Here is a 17080-nt window from a genome sequence, read left to right on the forward strand (position 1 = left end):
CACGCGCTCAGTACGCGCCCGCCGTACCGAGGTACTGCTCGGCGAAGGCCGCCGCCGCGGCCGGTGAGGTGAACAGCCGGCGCAGCCGGGCCCGGGCCGTGCCGGCCCGGTAGGGGTCGCCGTGGGACATACCGTGGTAGATCTCGGAGAGCCACTGGGAGAAGTCCTGGTAGTCCCACACCCGGCGCAGACAGGCCTCCGCGTAGCCGTCCAGGGCCGTGCCGTCGCCCTCGGTCAGGTGGGCGACGAGGCCGTCACCGAGCAGGAACGCGTCGTGGAGGGCCAGGTTCATGCCCTTCGCGGCGATCGGCGCGACGAGGTGCGCGGCATCACCGGCCAGGAAGAGCCGGCCGGACACCATGGGCTCCACCACGTAGTTGTGCATGTCGAGCACGCGCTTCTCCAGCAGCCTGCCCCGTGTCAGCGGCGGGCGGTCCGCGGCGTGCAGGCGCCGCTGGAGTTCGTCCCAGACCCGCTCGTCCGGCCAGTCGTCCGGGTCGTCGCCCGGCGGGCACTGGAGGTAGTACCGGGTCAGGTGCGGAGCCCGGGCCATGTGCCCGGCGAACCCGTCGGGGTGCATGCCGAACAGCACACAGTCGGAGGACGGCGGTGCCTCGGCGAGCAGCGCCAGCCAGCCGATGCCGTAGTCGTGCCGGGAGATCCGCGCCCGTTCCGGCAGCGCCGCCCGGCTCACCCCGCGGGCCCCGTCGCAGCCCGCCACGAAGTCGCAGCGCACCAGGAGCCGTTCGCCGCTGTCCGGGTCGGTGTACGAGACGGAGGGCCGGTCGGAGTCCAGGTCGTGCAGGCGGACGTCGCGCACGCCGAAGCGGACGGCGCCGCCGCGCACGTCGGCGTACTCGCGAACGAGGTCCGTCACCAGTGACGGCTGCGGGTAGACCCAGTGGTGGCGCCCCGTCAGGTCGCCGTAGGCGAAGCGGTGGCCGCGGCCGTCGAAGCGGAACTCGCACTCGGTGTGCCGCTGGGCGTGCGCCGTCAGGTTGCTCCCCAGGCCGCGCTGTTCCAGGCCCTGTACCGCCCATTCCTCGATGACCCCGGCGCGGGGCCGCTGTTCGATGAACGCACGGCTGCCCGCCTCCAGGACCAGGCAGTCGACGCCGGCGGCCCGCAGGATGTTGCCGACGGTCAGCCCGGCCGGGCCGGCGCCCACGATGACGACCGGACGGTGGGGCACGGCGGAGGAGCCGGAGTGGGGGGAAGGAGACGTCATCCGTGCATTATGACGGTGTCCCGTCAGGCGAGCCGACGGGACACCGTGGGGTGGGGCGGGAGCGGGGTCAGTGCGCGGGCGCGTCCGTGACCACGACCTCCTCGATGCTGCGCTCGATCGCCTGGGGGCTGGACGCGGTGGCCCTGGCCCAGTAGTAGACGCCCAGCGAGAAGACGGCCACGACGAGGATGTCCCACCACAGCGGGATCACACCCCGGCCGCCGAAGCCGCCGAGCCAGGAGATCACGCCCAGGCCGAGCAGGTAGCCCGGCAGCCACTGCGCGGCCCGGAAGTCCAGCCGGGGCGCGTCGGGCAGCCGCTTGCTGGTGGCGTACCAGGCGTAGGAGCCCAGCAGCACGTAGCCGAGCAGGATCGCGAAGCCCAGCCGCCACAGGGTGTCCCAGCCGGCCCAGTAGATGATGAGGTTGGCGACCACGAACGACAGCGGCGAGATGAACCGCCCGCCGGGCAGCCGGTAGGGGCGGTCGTGGTGCGGCAGCCGGTCGGCGAAGACGCCGTAGGCCAGCGGCGCGCCCGCGTACATCAGCACGCTCGCCGAGGTGATGAAGCCGACCAGCTCCTGCCAGCTCGGGAACGGCAGGAAGCAGATCACACCGGTCACGAACGACATCAGGAGACCGAACCACGGCACGCCGCGCTTGTCGGTCCTGGCGAAGGCCTTCGGCGCATAGCCGTTCTTGGCCAGGCCGTAGGAGACGCGCGAGGTGGCGGTGGTGTAGATCAGGCCGGTGCCACCGGGGGAGATGATCGCGTCGATGTAGAGCACCCAGCCGAGCCAGCCCAGGCCCACGACGGTCGCCAGGCCCGCCCAGGGACCGCTGATGCCGGGGAAGTCCAGCTTCGCCCAGCCGTGGGCGAAGGACGCGTGCGGCAGCGCGGCGATGAACACGACCTGGAGCAGGATGTAGATCACGGCGCCGATCGCGACCGAGCCGAGGGTCGCCCGGGGCAGGTCACGCTTGGGGTTGCGGCTCTCGCCCGCCAGCTGGATCGCCTGCTCGAACCCGAGCAGCGCGAAGATGATGCCGCTGGAGCTGATGGCGCCGAGCATGCCCTTGGCGCCGAACGGCGCGAAGCCCTCCGAGGTGAAGTTGCTGGCGTGGAAGTTGCCCGCGGCGATGATGAAGATCGCCCCGAGCGGGACGGCGATCTTCCACCAGGTGGCGGCGCTGTTGGTGTGCGCCAGGGCCCGGACGCCGAAGAAGTTGACCCCGACGAAGACCGCCATCAGCAGCACGGCCGTGAGGAGACCGACGGGCGTCAGCGTCCCGTCGGCGTGCTGGAGGCCCTGCGCCCACTGCCAGTGACCGGCGTAACCGATCATGGCCTCGACCTCGATCGGGGCCACGGTGGCCGCCTGGAGCCAGGAGAACCAGCCGAAGGACATTCCGGCCAGGCCGCCGAAGGCGTAGTGCGGGTAGCGGGCCGTGCCGCCCGCCACCGGGAACATGCCGCCGAGTTCGGCGTGCACGAGCGCCAGCAGCACGATCGCGACCGCGCCGATCACCCACGAGACGATCGCCGCGGGACCGGCCACGACGACCGCCTTCTCGGCGCCGTACAGCCAGCCGGAGCCGATGATGGAGCCGACGGAGGCCCACATCAGACCGATCAGTCCGACATCGCGGCGCAGGCCGCCGGACTCCGTCGTGGCCTGTGGCACGGCATGGTCGACTTTCGCCATGTCAGGTGGCCTCTCAGTTCATGAACACGAAACAAACGAGCAAGGACGCCACAGGCTAGAAAGACTTTCCGCTTCAGCAGAAGACTGTTTCCCAAAACTTGACCCAGGATCTTGTCGGTCTTGGGAACAGCGTTCACACAGGTCAGAGATCAACTCAGAATGTCAATATTCAGCGACGAATTGTGAGAAGAAAGTGAGACAAGGGGTGGGCGGGCTAGTTCAGGCGTGGAATTTCGATCGCCGGGCACCGGTCCATGACCATCTCCACACCCGCGGCCCGGGTCCGCTCGTACGCGCCGGCGTCGACGACCCCCAGCTGGAACCACACCGCCTTCGCGCCCCGCGCCACGGCCTCGTCGGCCACCGCGCCGGCCAGCGCGCTGTTGACGAAGACGTCGACCACGTCCACGTCGAAGGGCACGTCCGCGAGGGAGGCGTACCCCCGCTCGCCGTGCACCGTCTCCGCCTTGGGGTGCACCGGCACGATCCGCTTGCCGAACCGCTGGAGCACCTGCGCCACCCCGTACGCGGACCGGTTCCGGTTCGCGGACAGGCCGACCACCGCCCAGGTGTCGCCCAGCTCGGTCAGGATCCTGCGGATCGTCGCCTCGTCGCCGTACATCGGCCGCCTCCTCGGGCTGCGGGAACAGAACGTGGGGGCAACAGCGCGCCCACCGGTGCGGATTCCCGCCGCAGCGCGCCACGACGGCCGCAATCGGCGCAAGCTGCCCGCATGCGGCCGTCCGGCCGCCTACGCTCGCCCCGTGCTGCGCATCCTCGACGTCCGAACCGGTGAGCCCGTCGCCGCCGCGCCCGCCCGCCGCGGCCTGACCCGCGTCGAGGCCCACGCCTCGGGTCTCGACCCGACCGCCCTGCGGGTGCTGCTCACCGCCGACCTGCTCGTGCGGGCCCTGGAGCTGGGCGGCACCCCGGTCTGGACGATCCTCACCGCACCCCGTGAACAGCCCGAGCTGCGCACGGCCGCCACCCACCTCGCCATCCGCCCCTTCGAGGACGGCCGGGACCTCGCGTCCGGGCTGGGAGAGGCCCAGGTGATCCACGTCGCCGGACCGAACACCGCGACCGTCCGCACCGAGGGACCGGTGGCGGCCGTCGCGCCGGTGGCCTGGACCGGGCCCGAGCCGCCGCTGCCCGCCCTCCTCGCCGACCCCGCCGCCCTGCGGCTCGCCCTGCTCTCCGTCCCCCGGCGGGAGACCGCGCGGCTGGACGCCGCCGCCCTCGACCGGTCCGCCGGGCAGCTCGCCCACTGGCGGCGGGCCGTGGCCGGATGGGCCCGGCGGCCCTCACGGCCGGTGCCCGAAGAGATCCGGACCAGGCTGCGGGCCGCCTGGGACGACGACCTCGACCTGCCCCGCTCGCTGGCGGTGCTGCGGGACGTGGAGCACGCCCCCGACCTGCCCGACGGCGCCCGCTTCGAGACCTACGCCCACGCCGACCGGCTGCTCGCCCTCGATCTCCTCCGCGACCTCGGGAACCCGGCGTGATCGAACGGGCGGGCGCCGGACCGCTGCGCCGGCTGGTGCTGCTGCGGCACGCCAAGTCCGCGTGGCCCGAGGGCGTCGAAGACGCCCGCCGCCCGCTGGGGCCCCGGGGGCTGAGAGACGCCCCGGCCGCCGGCCGCGCTCTCGCCGACTCCGGTTCCCTGCCCGACCTCGCCCTGTGCTCCACCGCCGTCCGCGCCCGCCGGACCTGGGAGCTGGCCGCCGCCGAGTGGGGCACCCCGCCGCCGGTACGCCTGGACGGGCGGCTGTACGCGGCCGGCGTGCCGGAGCTGCTGGAGGTCGTGCACGAGGTGCCGCCGGAGGTGAACACGCTGCTGCTGGTCGGGCACCACCCGGGCCTCGCCGACCTGGTGCGGGCGCTCGCCGCGGACGGCCTGGACGACACCCTGGAGCGGGTGGGGGAGAAATTCCCGACGGCCGCGATCGCCGTCCTCGCCTGGCGCGGCACCGGCTGGCCGGCACTGGCCCCGGGCACGGCCCTGCTGACCTCGTTCACGGTGCCGCGCGGAGCGAAGGGGGAGCGGCCGCGCTGACGCGGGGGCGAGCCGGTGACGTGCTGCGCATAGGCTGACGGGATGCAGGACGAGTACCGCACCGTCGCCCGCGCGGGTGTGCACGAGACCGAGATCAACCGCTCCCGCTTCCTGTGCGCCCTCGCTCCGGCCGCCACCGAGAAGGAGGCGCAGGACTTCGTCGCGGCCGTCCGCGGGGAGCACGCCGACGCCAGCCACAACTGCTGGGCGTACGTCATCGGTGCCGACGCCTCCGTGCAGCGGGCCAGCGACGACGGCGAACCGGGCGGCACCGCCGGCGTCCCCATGCTCCAGATGCTGCTGCGCCGTGACATGCGGTACGTCGTCGCCGTCGTCACCCGCTACTACGGCGGGGTCAAGCTCGGCGCCGGCGGACTCATCCGCGCGTACGGCGGTGCCGTCGGCGAGGCCCTGGACGCGCTCGGCACCCGCACCCGGCGCCGCTTCCGGCTGGCCACGGTGACCGTCGACCACCAGCGCGCGGGCAAGGTGCAGAACGACCTGCGGGCCACCGGACGCGAGGTGCGGGACGTCCGCTACGGCGAGGCCGTCACCCTGGAGATCGGCCTGCCGGACGCCGACGTGATCGCCTTCCGCGCGTGGCTCGCCGATGTGACGGCGGGCACGGCCGGCTTCGAACTGGGTGGCGAAGCCTACGGAGATGCTTGACTATTGCGGCGAAACGGGCATAACGCCTCTGTTGCGGGCGGGTCGTGACGGGCTGGTACGGGAGTGACCGCCCGTGATGTCGGACCCGGCCGATAGTCTCGGGGCCCATGAGATTGCTGCACACGTCCGACTGGCATCTCGGCCGGGCCTTCCACCGGGCGAACCTGCTCGGGGCCCAGGCCGGGTTCATCGGCCACCTCGTCACCACCGTGCGCGAGCACGCGGTGGACGCGGTGGTCGTGTCGGGCGACGTGTACGACCGGGCGGTGCCCCCGCTCGCCGCCGTGGAACTGTTCGACACCGCCCTGCACCGCCTCGCGGACCTCGGCGTGCCCACGGTGATGATCTCCGGCAACCACGACTCGGCTCGCCGTCTCGGCGTCGGCGCCGGACTCATCGACCGCGCCGGCATCCACCTGCGCACCGAACCGGCCGCCGCCGGCACCCCCGTGGTGCTCCAGGACGCCCACGGCGACGTCGCCTTCTACGGCCTGCCCTACCTCGAACCCGCCCTCGTCAAGGACGAGTTCGCCGTCGGCAAGGCCGGGCACGAGGCCGTGCTCGGCGCCGCCATGGACCGCGTCCGCGCCGACCTCGCCGGCCGCCCGGCCGGCACGCGCTCCGTCGTCCTCGCCCACGCCTTCGTCACCGGCGGCCAGGCCAGCGACAGCGAGCGGGACATCACCGTCGGCGGGGTCGCCGCCGTACCGGCCGGCGTCTTCGACGGCGTCGACTACGTGGCGCTCGGGCATCTGCACGGCTGCCAGACCATCACCGAACGCGTGCGCTACTCCGGCTCCCCGCTCGCCTACTCCTTCTCCGAGGCGGGCCACCGCAAGAGCATGTGGCTGGTCGACCTGGACGCGGACGGCTCGGTCACCGCCGAGCGCCTCGACTGCCCGGTGCCGCGCCCGCTCGCCCGCATCCGCGGCACCCTGGACGCGCTGCTCGCCGACCCCGAGCTGACCCGCCACGAGGAGGCCTGGATCGAGGCCACCCTCACCGACCCGGCCCGCCCGGCCGACCCCATGGCCCGCCTCACCGCACGCTTCCCGCACACCCTCAGCCTCGTCTTCGACCCCGAGCGGGCCCCCGACGACCCCCACCTGTCGTACGCCCGGCGGCTCGCCGGCCGCAGCGACCACCAGATCGCCCAGGACTTCGTCGCCCACGTCCGCGGCACCGGACCCGACGAGCACGAGACGGCCGTCCTGCGCGACGCGTTCGACGCCGTCCGCGCCGACGACGCCGTACGAGAGGTGGCACGATGAGGCTGCACCGGCTCGACATCACCGCCTTCGGGCCCTTCGGCGGCGCCCGCACCGTCGACTTCGACGCCCTGTCCGGCGCCGGCCTGTTCCTGCTCCACGGGCCCACCGGCGCCGGCAAGACCTCCGTCCTGGACGCCGTCTGCTACGCCCTCTACGGCTCCGTCCCCGGCGCCCGCCAGAGCGGCCAGGGCGCGCACCTGCGCAGCGACCACGCCCCGCCCGGCACCCGCACCGAGGTCCGCCTCGACCTGACCGTCGCCGGACGCCGTCTGGAGATCACCCGGCAGCCCCCCTGGGAGCGGCCCAAGCTGCGCGGCAAGGGCACCACCGTCGACAAGGCCCAGACCTGGCTGCGCGAGTACGACAGCACGGCCGGCGTCTGGCAGGACCGCAGCCGCTCCCACCAGGAGACGGGAGAGGAGATCACCCAGCTGCTCGGGATGAGCCGCGACCAGTTCTGCCAGGTCGTCCTGCTGCCCCAGGGCGACTTCGCCCGCTTCCTGCGCGCCGACGCCGAGGCCCGCAGCAAACTGCTCGGCCGCCTCTTCGACACCCGGCGCTTCGCCGACGTCGAAAAGCGCCTCGCCGACCGCCGCAAGGCCACCGAGGCGCGCGTGCGCGACGGCGACGCGGCGCTCCTCGCCGACGCCCACCGCATGCAGCAGGCGGCCGGTGACGCCATGGACCTGCCCGGCCTGGCCCCCGGCGACCCCGGCCTGGCCGAGGCCGTCCTCGCAGCCGCCGCCGTCGCCCGCAGTACCGCCCGCGAACGCCTCACCGTCGCCCGCTGCCGTCTGGCCGCCGCCGAGTCCGCCCACGCCGCGGCCCGCCGCGCCCTGGACGACATACGCGAACGGGCCCGTCTCCAGCACAGGTTCGCCGAGGCCCGGCAGCGCGCCGAACGGCTCCAGGAGAGCGCCGCCGCCCGCCGGGAGACGCGCGAGCGCATGGAACGGGCCCGCAAGGCGGAGGCCGTCGCGCCCGCGCTGGAGCTGCGCGACGCCGCCGAGGCGGACCACCGCCGGGCCGCCGAGGCCGAGGCCGGCACGCGCGGGCGGCTCACCGCCCCCCACGCCGGTGCCGACGCCGGCGCACTGGCCGCCGCCGCCCGCCGGACCGCCGAGGAACTCGGCGGCCTCGACGCGGCCCGGCGCGCCGAACGACGGCTCGCCGAGCTCACCGAGGAGCGCACCGGACTCGACCGCCAGGAAAGCGCCGACGAGGACGTCCTGCGCGAGGCCGACGCCTGGCTCGCCGAATGGGACGGCACCCGAGCGGCACTCCAGGCCCGCGTCGACTCCGCCCAGGAGGCCGCCACCCGCGCCGAACAACTCGCGGTCCAGCGCGCCCCGATGCGGCGGCGGCTGGACGCGGCCCGCACCCGCGACCGCCTCGCCACCGACCTCGCGCAGGCCCGGCAGCGCACGGAGTCCTCGGCACAGCGTGCCCTCGACGCCCGCGCCCACTGGCTCGACCTCAAGGAACAGCGGCTGAACGGCATCGCCGCCGAACTCGCCGCCCACCTCACCGACGGCGAGCCCTGCGCGGTCTGCGGAGCCACCGCACACCCCGCCCCCGCCCGCAAGACCACCGGACACGTCGACCGGGACACCGAGGACCGCGCCCTGGCCGCGTACCAGCGGGCCGAGGAGCGGCACAGCGACGACGAGCGGCAACTCGGCCAGGTCCGCGAGGCGCTGGCCGCCGCTACCGCCGAGGCCGGCGAGACGCCCACCGACCGGCTCGCCGCCGAGGCCGGCGAACTGGAGGAGGAGTACGCCCGCGCCCGCCGCGCGGCCTCCGCCCTGCACGCCGCCCAGGAGGAACTGCGGCGCGCCGGACACGAACGCGAGCAGCGCCTCGCCGACCGCCACCAGGCCGCCGTGCGGGCCGCCTCCCGGCTCACCCGGCGCGACACCCTGGAACGCGAACAGGCCGCCCTGAAGGCCGAGTTGACGCAGGCGCGCGGCACCTCGGACAGCGTGGCCGCGCGCGCCGAGCAGCTGGAGCGGCTCACGCAGCGGCTCACCGAGGCCGCCGACGCCGTGCGCGCCGCCGAGGACACCGCCCAGCGGCTGAAGGACGCCGACGCCCGCCTCGCCGACGCCGCCTACCGGGCCGGCTTCGACACCCCGCAGGCCGCGGTGGCGGCCCTGCTGGACGCCACCGCCTACCAGGACCTGCAACACCGCCTCGACGCCTGGCAGCAGGAGGAGGCCGCCGTCCGCGCGGTCCTCGACGAGCCCGGCGCCGCGGCGGCCGACCGGCAGCCGCCCGCCGACCCGGCCACCGCCGAACGGACGGCGGCCGGCGCCGAACGGCGGCTGCGCGAGGCCGCCTCCGCCCGCGACGCCGCCGCCCGCTGCTGCACCGAGCTGGACCGCCTCTCCGCGCGCGCCACCGAGGCCGTACGCCACCTCGCCCCGCTGCGCGAGGAGTACGGCCGGGTGGCCCGGCTCGCCGCGCTCACCGCCGGCAACTCCGCCGACAACGAACGCCGGATGCGCCTGGAGTCGTACGTCCTGGCCGCCCGGCTGGAGCAGGTCGCCGCCGCCGCGACCGTCCGCCTCCAGCGCATGTCGTCCGGCCGCTACACCCTCGTCCACTCCGACGACCGCGCCGGACGCGGACGCAGCGGGCTCGGGCTGCACGTGGTCGACGCCTGGACCGGGCGGGCCCGGGACACCGCGACCCTGTCCGGCGGCGAGACCTTCTTCGCCTCCCTCGCGCTCGCCCTCGGCCTCGCCGACGTCGTCACCGACGAGGCGGGCGGCGTCCGCCTGGACACCCTCTTCATCGACGAGGGCTTCGGCAGCCTGGACGACCAGACCCTGGACGAGGTCCTGGACGTCCTCGACTCATTGCGCGAGCGCGACCGCAGCGTCGGCATCGTCAGCCACGTCGCCGACCTGCGCCGCCGCATCCACGCCCAACTGGAGGTCGTGAAGGGCAGATCGGGTTCGACGCTGCGCCAGCACGGAGTGGGCTAGTGGCCCAGCGGGCGTCGGGGTAGCGGGGAGGAGTACACGACGCTGGTGGTGACCGGGCCCAGGGAGCCGATCCTGCCCGAAACCTCCTCCAGGTGGGACATGGAGCGCGCGGCGACCTTGATGACGAAGCAGTCGTCGCCCGTCACGTGGTGCGCCTCCAGGATCTCGGGCGTCGCGGCCACCAGGTCGTGGAAGGGCCGGTAGTTGCCGTTCGGGTAGCGCAGCCGCACGAACGCGAGGATCGGCAGGCCCAGCCGTTCCGGGTCGACCACCGCCGCGTACCCCTGTATGACACCCGCCTCCTCCAGCCGCCGTACCCGTTCGGTGACAGCGCTCGGTGACATCGACACGGCGCGCGCCAGCTCGGCGTAGGTGGCCCGTCCGTCGCGCTGGAGGACCTCGAGGATGCGCCAGTCGGTGGCGTCCGGGGAATACACGGTCATCAGGGATGAATAGCAGGGAGATCCCCGGCCGGGCAAGGGCAGGCCCGTGGATCGTCCCTTCAGGCCGCGGCTCAGGGACCGTAGATTTCCCGTCATGACCGACGCCGCTTCCGAGAACCCCGTCCTGCGTGTCCCGCCCGCCGCCCCCGCCGAGGCCGCCGCCCACTTCCGGGCGAGCCTCGCCCGCCACGCCGACGTCGCCGACGTGGCCGAGGCGCTCGCGGCCGGTGGTGAGCCCGGCTTCGTCGTGGTCGACTCCCGCTCCACCGAGTCCTGGGACCAGGGCCACATCCCCGGGGCCGTCCACCTGCCGACCGCGCTCATCCCCGAGCTGGCCGGACAGCTCCTCGACAGATCCGTGCCCGTGGTCACGTACTGCTGGGGCCCCGGCTGCAACGGCGCCACCCGCGCCGCGCTCGCCCTCGCCGAACTCGGCTACCGGGTCAAGGAGATGCTCGGCGGCTTCGAGTACTGGGCACGTGAGGGCCTCGCCTACGAGACCCGGCAGGGGCCGGCCCGCCGGGACACCGACCCGCTGACGGCACCCGTGGCGGGCGGGTGCGGCTGCTGACGCCTCCCGGCGCGGGTCAACGCCACCCCTCGCAGTCGATGCGCAGATGCCGGGGGCCGCGCAGCACGGCGTTCTGCCGGTACGGCGGCGGATCCTCGGCCAGGCGGGGATCGTCCATCCGCCGGGCCAGCTCGGCCAGGGCGATCTGGGTCTCCAGCCGGGCCAGCGGGGCACCGAAACAGCTGTGGATGCCGCTGCCGAATCCGAGGTGCTGGAGGTCCTCGCGGTCCGGGTCGAAGCGCCCGGGATCCTTGAAACGCTCCGGGTCGCGGTTGCCCGCCGCCAGGACCAGCCACAGCCGTGACCCCTTGGGGATGGTCACCCCGCGCACCTCGATGTCGGCGATGCAGGTGCGCTGCGGCACGATCTGCACCGGCGGCTCGTACCGCAGCAGCTCCTCCACGATCCGCACCGACAGACCCGGCTCCACCCGCAGTCGGGCCAGGATGTCCGGATGGCGCAGCAGCGTCAGCATGCCGTTCGTGATCAGGTTGACCGTCGTCTCGTGGCCGGCGATCAGCAGCAGCACCGCGGTGCTGAGCACCTCCATCATCGTCATGGAACCGTCCGCGCCCTGGCTGTGCACCAGGTCCGACAGCAGGTCGTCCCGCGGTTCCTTGGTGCGTTCCTCGACCAGACCGGCCAGGTACATGCCGAGCTGCATCCGCGCCTCCCGGGCCGCCTTCATGCCCTCGGTGTCCGCCGTCGTGCGCGTCGCGGGATCGAGGCTGGCGACCAGCGGATCGACCCAGGCGCGGAACCGCGGCTCGTCGTCCCGGGGCACGCCGAGCAGCCGGCAGATCACCGCCACCGGGAAGGGATAGGCGAACTGGTCGACCAGGTCGATCTGCCGGGTGTCCGCGAGTCCGTCGATCAGCCCGCTGACGATGGCGGCCATCTCGCCCCGCATGTTCTCGACCCGGCGCGGCCGGTGCGGCGGCCCGAAGGCGCTGTTGGCGATGCGCCGGAGCCGGTCGTGCTCGGGCGGGTCGAGCCGCAGGAAGGACGGCGGCAGTCCCGTGTTCTCCCCCTGCGAGACCTCGTCGTCCCCCGCCGCGGCGAGGTTGGCGGCGTCGGAGCTGACCCGCGGATCGTGGAGCAGGCCCTCGATGTCGTAGTACGAACTGATGACGTAGGGGCCGCCCTCCTCCTCGTGCAGGACCGGCGTCCTGCGCAGCTCCTCGTACAGCGGGTACGGGTCGGCGCGGTGGGCGAAGTCGGTGATCTGGCGCACCAGCGAGGCTTGCGTCATGACAGGTCCTTGGAGCGTCGGGGCCGGGGCGGTCAGTGCCGGGCGGGGTGGAAGACCAGCTGCTGATCGGCCGGTGAGTAACCGCTGAGGGTCACTGTGGGGCCGTGGGTCGGAAGGGAGGGGTCGGGGAAGTCGGCCGCCACCGGCCGCAGGCCCTCGGGCCGCCGGTCCATCGTCGGGAACTCCACCGGGAACGGCGCGCCCCGCTCGATCTGCCGCTGGTAGAACTCCAGCCACCGGGTGTTGTCGAAGCTCACGGCGGCGATCATGCGGCCCTGGCAGCCGTAGACCCCGACGAACCGGCGCTCGGCCAGCGAACCCTGCGTGATCATGAGCTGCTCGCCCATGGGCGGCACCCCGACCGACTTGATGTTCACCCCGAACATCGAGGACCAGAAGGCCGGCATCCACAGGTGCGGGCGCCGCTCGGCGCCGTGGCAGATCATGTTGTGCGCGGCCGTCTCCGCCTGGGCGACGGCGTTGCCCCAGTGCTCCAGCGACAGGAACTGGTAGCCGAAGAGGGCGTGCGGGGAGCGTGCCACGTCACCGGCCACGAAGACGTCGTCGGTGACGATGCCCCGGAAGTCGAAGGCACGGCACCCCGCGTCGCAGGCGATGCCCCGCGGCCCGGCGCCCAGCCCCGACCCGGCCAGCCACTCCGTGTTCCGCAGCGAACCCAGGGAGACCACGACCACGTCCGCCTCGACGACGGTCTCGTCCGACAGGTGGACGGCCCGCACCCTGCCGATCGGGTCACCCTCCAGGGAGGTCACCGTGACGTGGGTGCGCAGATCCACGCCGTTCTCGGTCTGGAGGCCGGCGGCGACCGCGCCGATCACCCCGCCGAGCGCGCCCACCAGCGGTGCGCCCGCACGCTCGGCCACGGTGACGGGGATGCCCATTTCCCGGCACGCCGAGGCGACCTCCGAACCGGCGAACCCGGCACCGATGACGAACACCCGGCGCGGCCCGGCCTTCAACCGCCGGTAGAGGTCGGCCGCGTCCTCCCGCGTGCGCAGCAGACAGACGCCGTCCAGCCGGGCCTCCTCCTCCTTCGGCCACGGCCGGGCGCGGACGCCGGTCGCGATGAGCAGCCGGTCGTACTCCACCTCGTCGCCGTCGGCCAGCCGGACCCGCTTGGCCGTCAGGTCCAACCCGGCCGCCGCGACGCCCAGGCGCCACTTGGCGTCGATCTCGCGGCGGTGCGGGAGCTCCGTGCGGTGCGGGGACGCCTTGCCGAGCAGCACCGACTTGGACAGCGGCGGCCGGTCGTACGGCTCGTACGGCTCGTCACCGATCAGGGTCAGCTCGCCGGCGAAGCCCTCGGCGCGCAGCGTCTCGGCGGCCCGCAAGCCGGCCAGCGAGGCGCCCACGATCACGATCCGGCCCTCGCGCCTGAGCCATTCCACGTGGTCAGCGGGCATCGGACGCCTCCCCGGCGGAACCGGTCACCGGCTCACCCGCGGCGCCGTCCAGCCCGTCCGCCGTGATCGCCTGCACCGGGCACGCGGCGACGGCACGCGCCAGCCGCTCCCGCTGCTCCTCGTCCGCGCGCGGGTTGTAGATCAGCGACTCCTCGCCGTGCATGGCGAAGACGTCGGGTGCGAGGAACGCGCACTGGGCGTACCCCTGACACTTGTTGAGATCGACGACGAGCCTCATCGACGCTCCGCCCTTCCGATGGCCAGGTCCGGTGCGGCCACGCGGCTCGCGCGGGCGTCTCCGGACGGCAGTCGTCCCCCGGGCCAGCATGCGAGCAGGACCGGGGTGCCCGCGCGCCGGGCGCGCCGATCGAGTGAGGGGCGCTCAGGGCGCGGAGGTCACCGGGCCGCGGCCGGCCGTGGCCGGTCACGGCGGCCGACCACGAGGAGGTACACGCTGATCAGCAGTGACCAGGCGGGAAAGGCGAGCTCCGCCCAGGGCACGTTGGACGACAGGAGGAGCAGCGTCAGCGCGGTCAGGACGCCCAGGACCGTGAGCCAGCGCGGCAGGACGCCGAGGCGGTGGCCGATCACCGACAGGGAGGAGACGAAGACGGCCGCCATCCGCATGGCGTACCCGGTCATCAGCGTGTACGCGAAGTGGCGTCCGAAGTCCCAGGTGGCCGGCGCCGGCGCCGCACCGGCGGGGTGGGCGACCGCGAGCACGGCACCGGCCGCCGCCGAGGCACCGAACATCATGGCGGTGAAGACCAGTCCGCTGCCGAGGAAGACGGTGGCCAGGAACCGGTCCTCGGCGTCGCCGACGTGCGCGCGTACCGCGCCGATGAACCACAGGAAGAAGATGCCGGCGAACGGCACCAGCGCCAGGGCCGTGCGCAGGGCGTCGCGCCGCCCGGGGTCCGTGAACCCCCGCGCGCCGATCGCGTCGGCTCCCTCGGGGATGCCCAGCCGGACCAGGACGATCGCCGCCGCCAGAAGCAGCGCGAAGACGACTCCGGCAAGTCCCGCCGCCCGCGGTGTCTCCAGCGCCTGCTGTCCCGGCCCTTTCTCGCGCATGCCCGGCCCGCCTTCCGCATCGGCCCCCGGCACCAGCTAGCCGCCTCCACCCCGCCCGCGCCACCGCGGGGCGCCCGTACGGACGCCCCGCGGGCCTTCGCCGGACGGGGCGGCACGGTGCTCACCGCGCCCCGGCCGACGGCAGGGGCGCGGTGAGCGGCTGACCGTCACAGCCGGGACAGCTCGTCCACCAGGTCGTCCAGGCCGAGCGAACCCTGCGACAGCGCCGCCATGTGCCACGCCTTCGGGTCGAACGCGTCGCCGTGCCGCTCGCGCGCCTTCTCCCGGCCCAGCAGCCACGCCCGCTCGCCCAGCTTGTAGCCGATCGCCTGGCCCGGGATCGTCAGGTACCGGGTCAGCTCGCTCTCGATGAAGTCCGCCGGCCGGCTGCTGTGCGCGCCGAAGAATTCCTGTGCCAGCTCCGGCGTCCACCGCTCACCGGGGTGGAACGGCGAGTCCGCGGGGATCTCCAGTTCCAGGTGCATGCCGATGTCCATGATCACCCGGATCGCCCGCATCATCTGGGCGTCGAGGTAGCCGAGCCGCTCCTCGGGGTCCGTGAGGTAGCCCAGTTCGTCCATCAGCCGCTCCGCGTACAGCGCCCAGCCCTCGAGGTTGGCGCTGACCCCGCCGACCGTCGCCTGGTAGCGGGAGAGGTTCTCCGCGACGTGCGCCCACTGGGCGAGCTGGAGATGGTGCCCCGGCACGCCCTCGTGGTACCAGGTCGACACCAGGTCGTAGACCGGGAACCGGGTCTGGCCCATCGTGGGCAGCCAGGTGCGGCCGGGCCGGGAGAAGTCCTCCGACGGGGGCGTGTAGTAGGGGGCGGCCGCGCCGCCGGGCGGGGCGATCCGCGACTCCACCTTCCGCACCCGCTCGGCGAGGTCGAAGTGCGTGCCGTCCAGGTCCTCGATGGCCTTGTCCATCAGGCCCTGGAGCCACGTACGGACCTCGTCCACGCCGTCGATGTGCCGGCCGTGCTCGTCCAGGTGCGCGAGTGCCACCCACGGCGTCCCGGCGCCGGGCAGGATCTTCTCGGCTTCCTTCTTCATCTCCGCGAGGAGCCGGTGGAACTCGGCCCAGCCGTACGCGTACGCCTCGTCCAGGTCCAGGTCGGTGCCGTTGTAGAAGCGGGCCCAGCGCGCGTACCGCTCGCGGCCGACCACGTTCGGGGCATCCGCGACCGCGGGCGCGTACACGTCCCGCATCCAGTCCCGCAGCTCCCGCAGGGCGCCGGTCGCCGCCCGCGCCGCCTCGTCCAGTTCCGCGCGCAGCGCCTCGGGGCCGGCGGCGGCGAAGTCCTCGTACCAGCCGCGGCCCGAGCCGTCCGTGTCCACCCACTCGGTGAGCTGCTCGATGTAGGTCGCGGTCGGCCGGGGCGCGGCGAACAGCTCGCGCTCCAGACCGAGTTCCAGCGACGTCCGGTATCCCGCGAGCGCGCCCGGCACGGCACGCAGCCGCTCGGCGATCGCCGACCAGTCCTCGTCCGTGTTCACCGGCATGACGGTGAACACGTCCCGCACCGCGTGCCCGGGCGTGCCCATGTTGCCGACCATGCGCAGGTGCTCGTCCGCCTCCAGGACGGCGAGTTCGGCGGTGAGCCGTTCCCTCAGCAGCCGCCCGCAGCGCCGTTCCGCGTCGCTGTCCGCGCCGGGCTGCCGCTCCGCCTCGTCCAGCCGGGCCAGCGTGGTGCGGATCAGCGCCGCCAGGGCTTGCTGACCGGCGGGTGAGTAGTCGGGCAGCCGCCGCGAACTCTCGGGCACGCCGAGATACGTGCCGGTGACCGGGTCGAGGGCGATGAGGTCGTCCACGTACGCGTCGGCGACCTGACGGGGCAGCGGGCTCTTGATCTCAGACATGCGGTCCATCCTCGTACGAGGACGATCTCCACGTCACCACGTACGGAGGATTCAGCTCTGGGCGTGGCCGGGAGGCAACAGCGGCCCGCATTCCCACTGCTGGAAGATGAGCCGGGTCTCCACCCGCGCCACCTCGCGCCGCGCCGTGAACTCGTCCAGCACCAGCCGCTGCAGGTCGGCCATGTCCGCTACGGCCACATGCACCAGATAGTCGTCCGGCCCGGTCAGATGGAACACCGACCGGGCCTCCGGCAGCGCCCGGACACGGTCCACGAAGGGGCCGACCAGCTCCCGCCGGTGCGGACGCACCTGCACCGACAGCAGGGCCTGGAGTCCGCGCCCGAGCTTGGCCGGATCGAGCCGCAGCCGGTGCCCGAGGATCACCCCCGAGCGGCGCAGCCGGGTCACCCGGTCCAGGCAGGTCGACGGCGCCACACCCACCTGCGCGGCGAGATCGCGGTAGGTGGTCCGGGCGTCGTTCTGCAACAGCCGCAGCAGATGCAGGTCCACCGGATCCAGTACGACGGAATCGGCCATG

At 73.8% G+C, this 17080-nt stretch carries 16 protein-coding genes; 6 read left to right on the forward strand and 10 right to left on the reverse strand.

What is annotated here, in order from left to right; genetic code table 11:
- Window positions 1-7 precede the first annotated feature (7 nt).
- The 3 genes from ACGFT1_RS31830 to ACGFT1_RS31840 form a co-directional block, all read right to left on the reverse strand.
- Entirely contained in the window at window positions 8-1228 is a 1221-nt protein-coding gene (locus ACGFT1_RS31830) for a 4-hydroxybenzoate 3-monooxygenase (RefSeq protein ID WP_373912441.1), read from the reverse strand.
- Between the two features lie 67 nt (window positions 1229-1295).
- The gene (locus ACGFT1_RS31835) at window positions 1296-2933 is read right to left on the reverse strand and encodes an APC family permease (protein ID WP_373912442.1); all 1638 of its coding nucleotides are present in this window, start codon (window positions 2931-2933) and stop codon (window positions 1296-1298) included.
- A 214-nt stretch (window positions 2934-3147) separates the two neighbouring features.
- Complete coding sequence (locus tag ACGFT1_RS31840; protein ID WP_373912443.1) at window positions 3148-3555, reverse strand: CoA-binding protein; 408 nt, start codon at window positions 3553-3555, stop codon at window positions 3148-3150.
- A 142-nt stretch (window positions 3556-3697) separates the two neighbouring features.
- On the opposite strand from ACGFT1_RS31840, the gene ACGFT1_RS31845 reads away from it, so the two are divergent.
- The 5 genes from ACGFT1_RS31845 to ACGFT1_RS31865 all read left to right on the forward strand — a co-directional run bounded on the left by ACGFT1_RS31845 (window position 3698) and on the right by ACGFT1_RS31865 (window position 9919).
- Window positions 3698-4438: a hypothetical protein gene (locus ACGFT1_RS31845; RefSeq protein ID WP_373912444.1), complete on the forward strand. Its 741-nt coding sequence runs from the start codon at window positions 3698-3700 to the stop codon at window positions 4436-4438.
- Window positions 4435-4989, forward strand: coding sequence for a histidine phosphatase family protein (locus ACGFT1_RS31850; RefSeq protein WP_373912445.1), 555 nt, complete (start codon window positions 4435-4437; stop codon window positions 4987-4989). Before ACGFT1_RS31845 ends, ACGFT1_RS31850 begins: the two co-directional genes overlap by 4 nt.
- Before the next feature lie 42 nt (window positions 4990-5031).
- Complete coding sequence (locus ACGFT1_RS31855; RefSeq protein WP_373912446.1) at window positions 5032-5658, forward strand: YigZ family protein; 627 nt, start codon at window positions 5032-5034, stop codon at window positions 5656-5658.
- A 107-nt stretch (window positions 5659-5765) separates the two neighbouring features.
- A complete protein-coding gene (locus ACGFT1_RS31860) occupies window positions 5766-6929 on the forward strand; it encodes an exonuclease SbcCD subunit D (RefSeq protein WP_373912447.1) in 1164 nt (387 codons plus the stop codon).
- The gene (locus ACGFT1_RS31865) at window positions 6926-9919 is read left to right on the forward strand and encodes an AAA family ATPase (protein WP_373912448.1); all 2994 of its coding nucleotides are present in this window, start codon (window positions 6926-6928) and stop codon (window positions 9917-9919) included. Before ACGFT1_RS31860 ends, ACGFT1_RS31865 begins: the two co-directional genes overlap by 4 nt.
- Here the strand turns inward: ACGFT1_RS31865 and ACGFT1_RS31870 are convergent.
- Window positions 9916-10362, reverse strand: a complete 447-nt coding sequence (locus ACGFT1_RS31870; protein ID WP_373912449.1) for an Lrp/AsnC family transcriptional regulator — start codon at window positions 10360-10362, stop codon at window positions 9916-9918. The two genes, ACGFT1_RS31865 and ACGFT1_RS31870, sit on opposite strands and share 4 nt — an antisense overlap.
- A 94-nt stretch (window positions 10363-10456) precedes the next feature.
- Between ACGFT1_RS31870 and ACGFT1_RS31875 the strand changes: the two genes are divergently transcribed.
- Window positions 10457-10933 carry a rhodanese-like domain-containing protein gene (locus ACGFT1_RS31875; protein WP_373912450.1) on the forward strand — a complete coding sequence of 159 codons (477 nt, stop codon included), beginning with the start codon at window positions 10457-10459 and terminating at the stop codon, window positions 10931-10933.
- Window positions 10934-10949: 16 nt separating this feature from the next.
- On the opposite strand, the gene ACGFT1_RS31880 is transcribed toward ACGFT1_RS31875, so the two are convergent.
- The 6 genes from ACGFT1_RS31880 to ACGFT1_RS31905 form a co-directional block, all read right to left on the reverse strand.
- Window positions 10950-12185, reverse strand: coding sequence for a cytochrome P450 (locus ACGFT1_RS31880; protein WP_373912451.1), 1236 nt, complete (start codon window positions 12183-12185; stop codon window positions 10950-10952).
- 32 nt (window positions 12186-12217) lie between these two features.
- The gene (locus ACGFT1_RS31885) at window positions 12218-13609 is read right to left on the reverse strand and encodes an NAD(P)/FAD-dependent oxidoreductase (protein ID WP_373912452.1); all 1392 of its coding nucleotides are present in this window, start codon (window positions 13607-13609) and stop codon (window positions 12218-12220) included.
- The gene (locus ACGFT1_RS31890; protein WP_361995833.1) at window positions 13599-13847 is read right to left on the reverse strand and encodes a ferredoxin; all 249 of its coding nucleotides are present in this window, start codon (window positions 13845-13847) and stop codon (window positions 13599-13601) included. The genes ACGFT1_RS31885 and ACGFT1_RS31890 overlap by 11 nt, the downstream gene beginning before the upstream one ends.
- Before the next feature lie 158 nt (window positions 13848-14005).
- Window positions 14006-14683, reverse strand: coding sequence for a hypothetical protein (locus ACGFT1_RS31895; RefSeq protein WP_373912453.1), 678 nt, complete (start codon window positions 14681-14683; stop codon window positions 14006-14008).
- A gap of 167 nt (window positions 14684-14850) precedes the next feature.
- Entirely contained in the window at window positions 14851-16542 is a 1692-nt protein-coding gene (locus tag ACGFT1_RS31900; protein ID WP_373912454.1) for a DUF885 domain-containing protein, read from the reverse strand.
- Window positions 16543-16593: 51 nt separating this feature from the next.
- The gene (locus ACGFT1_RS31905; RefSeq protein WP_373912455.1) at window positions 16594-17079 is read right to left on the reverse strand and encodes an Lrp/AsnC family transcriptional regulator; all 486 of its coding nucleotides are present in this window, start codon (window positions 17077-17079) and stop codon (window positions 16594-16596) included.
- Window position 17080: the final 1 nt, after the last annotated feature.

It is taken from the genome of Streptomyces sp. Y20, assembly GCF_043195475.1.
In the GTDB taxonomy this organism is placed as follows: Bacteria; Actinomycetota; Actinomycetes; order Streptomycetales; family Streptomycetaceae; genus Streptomyces.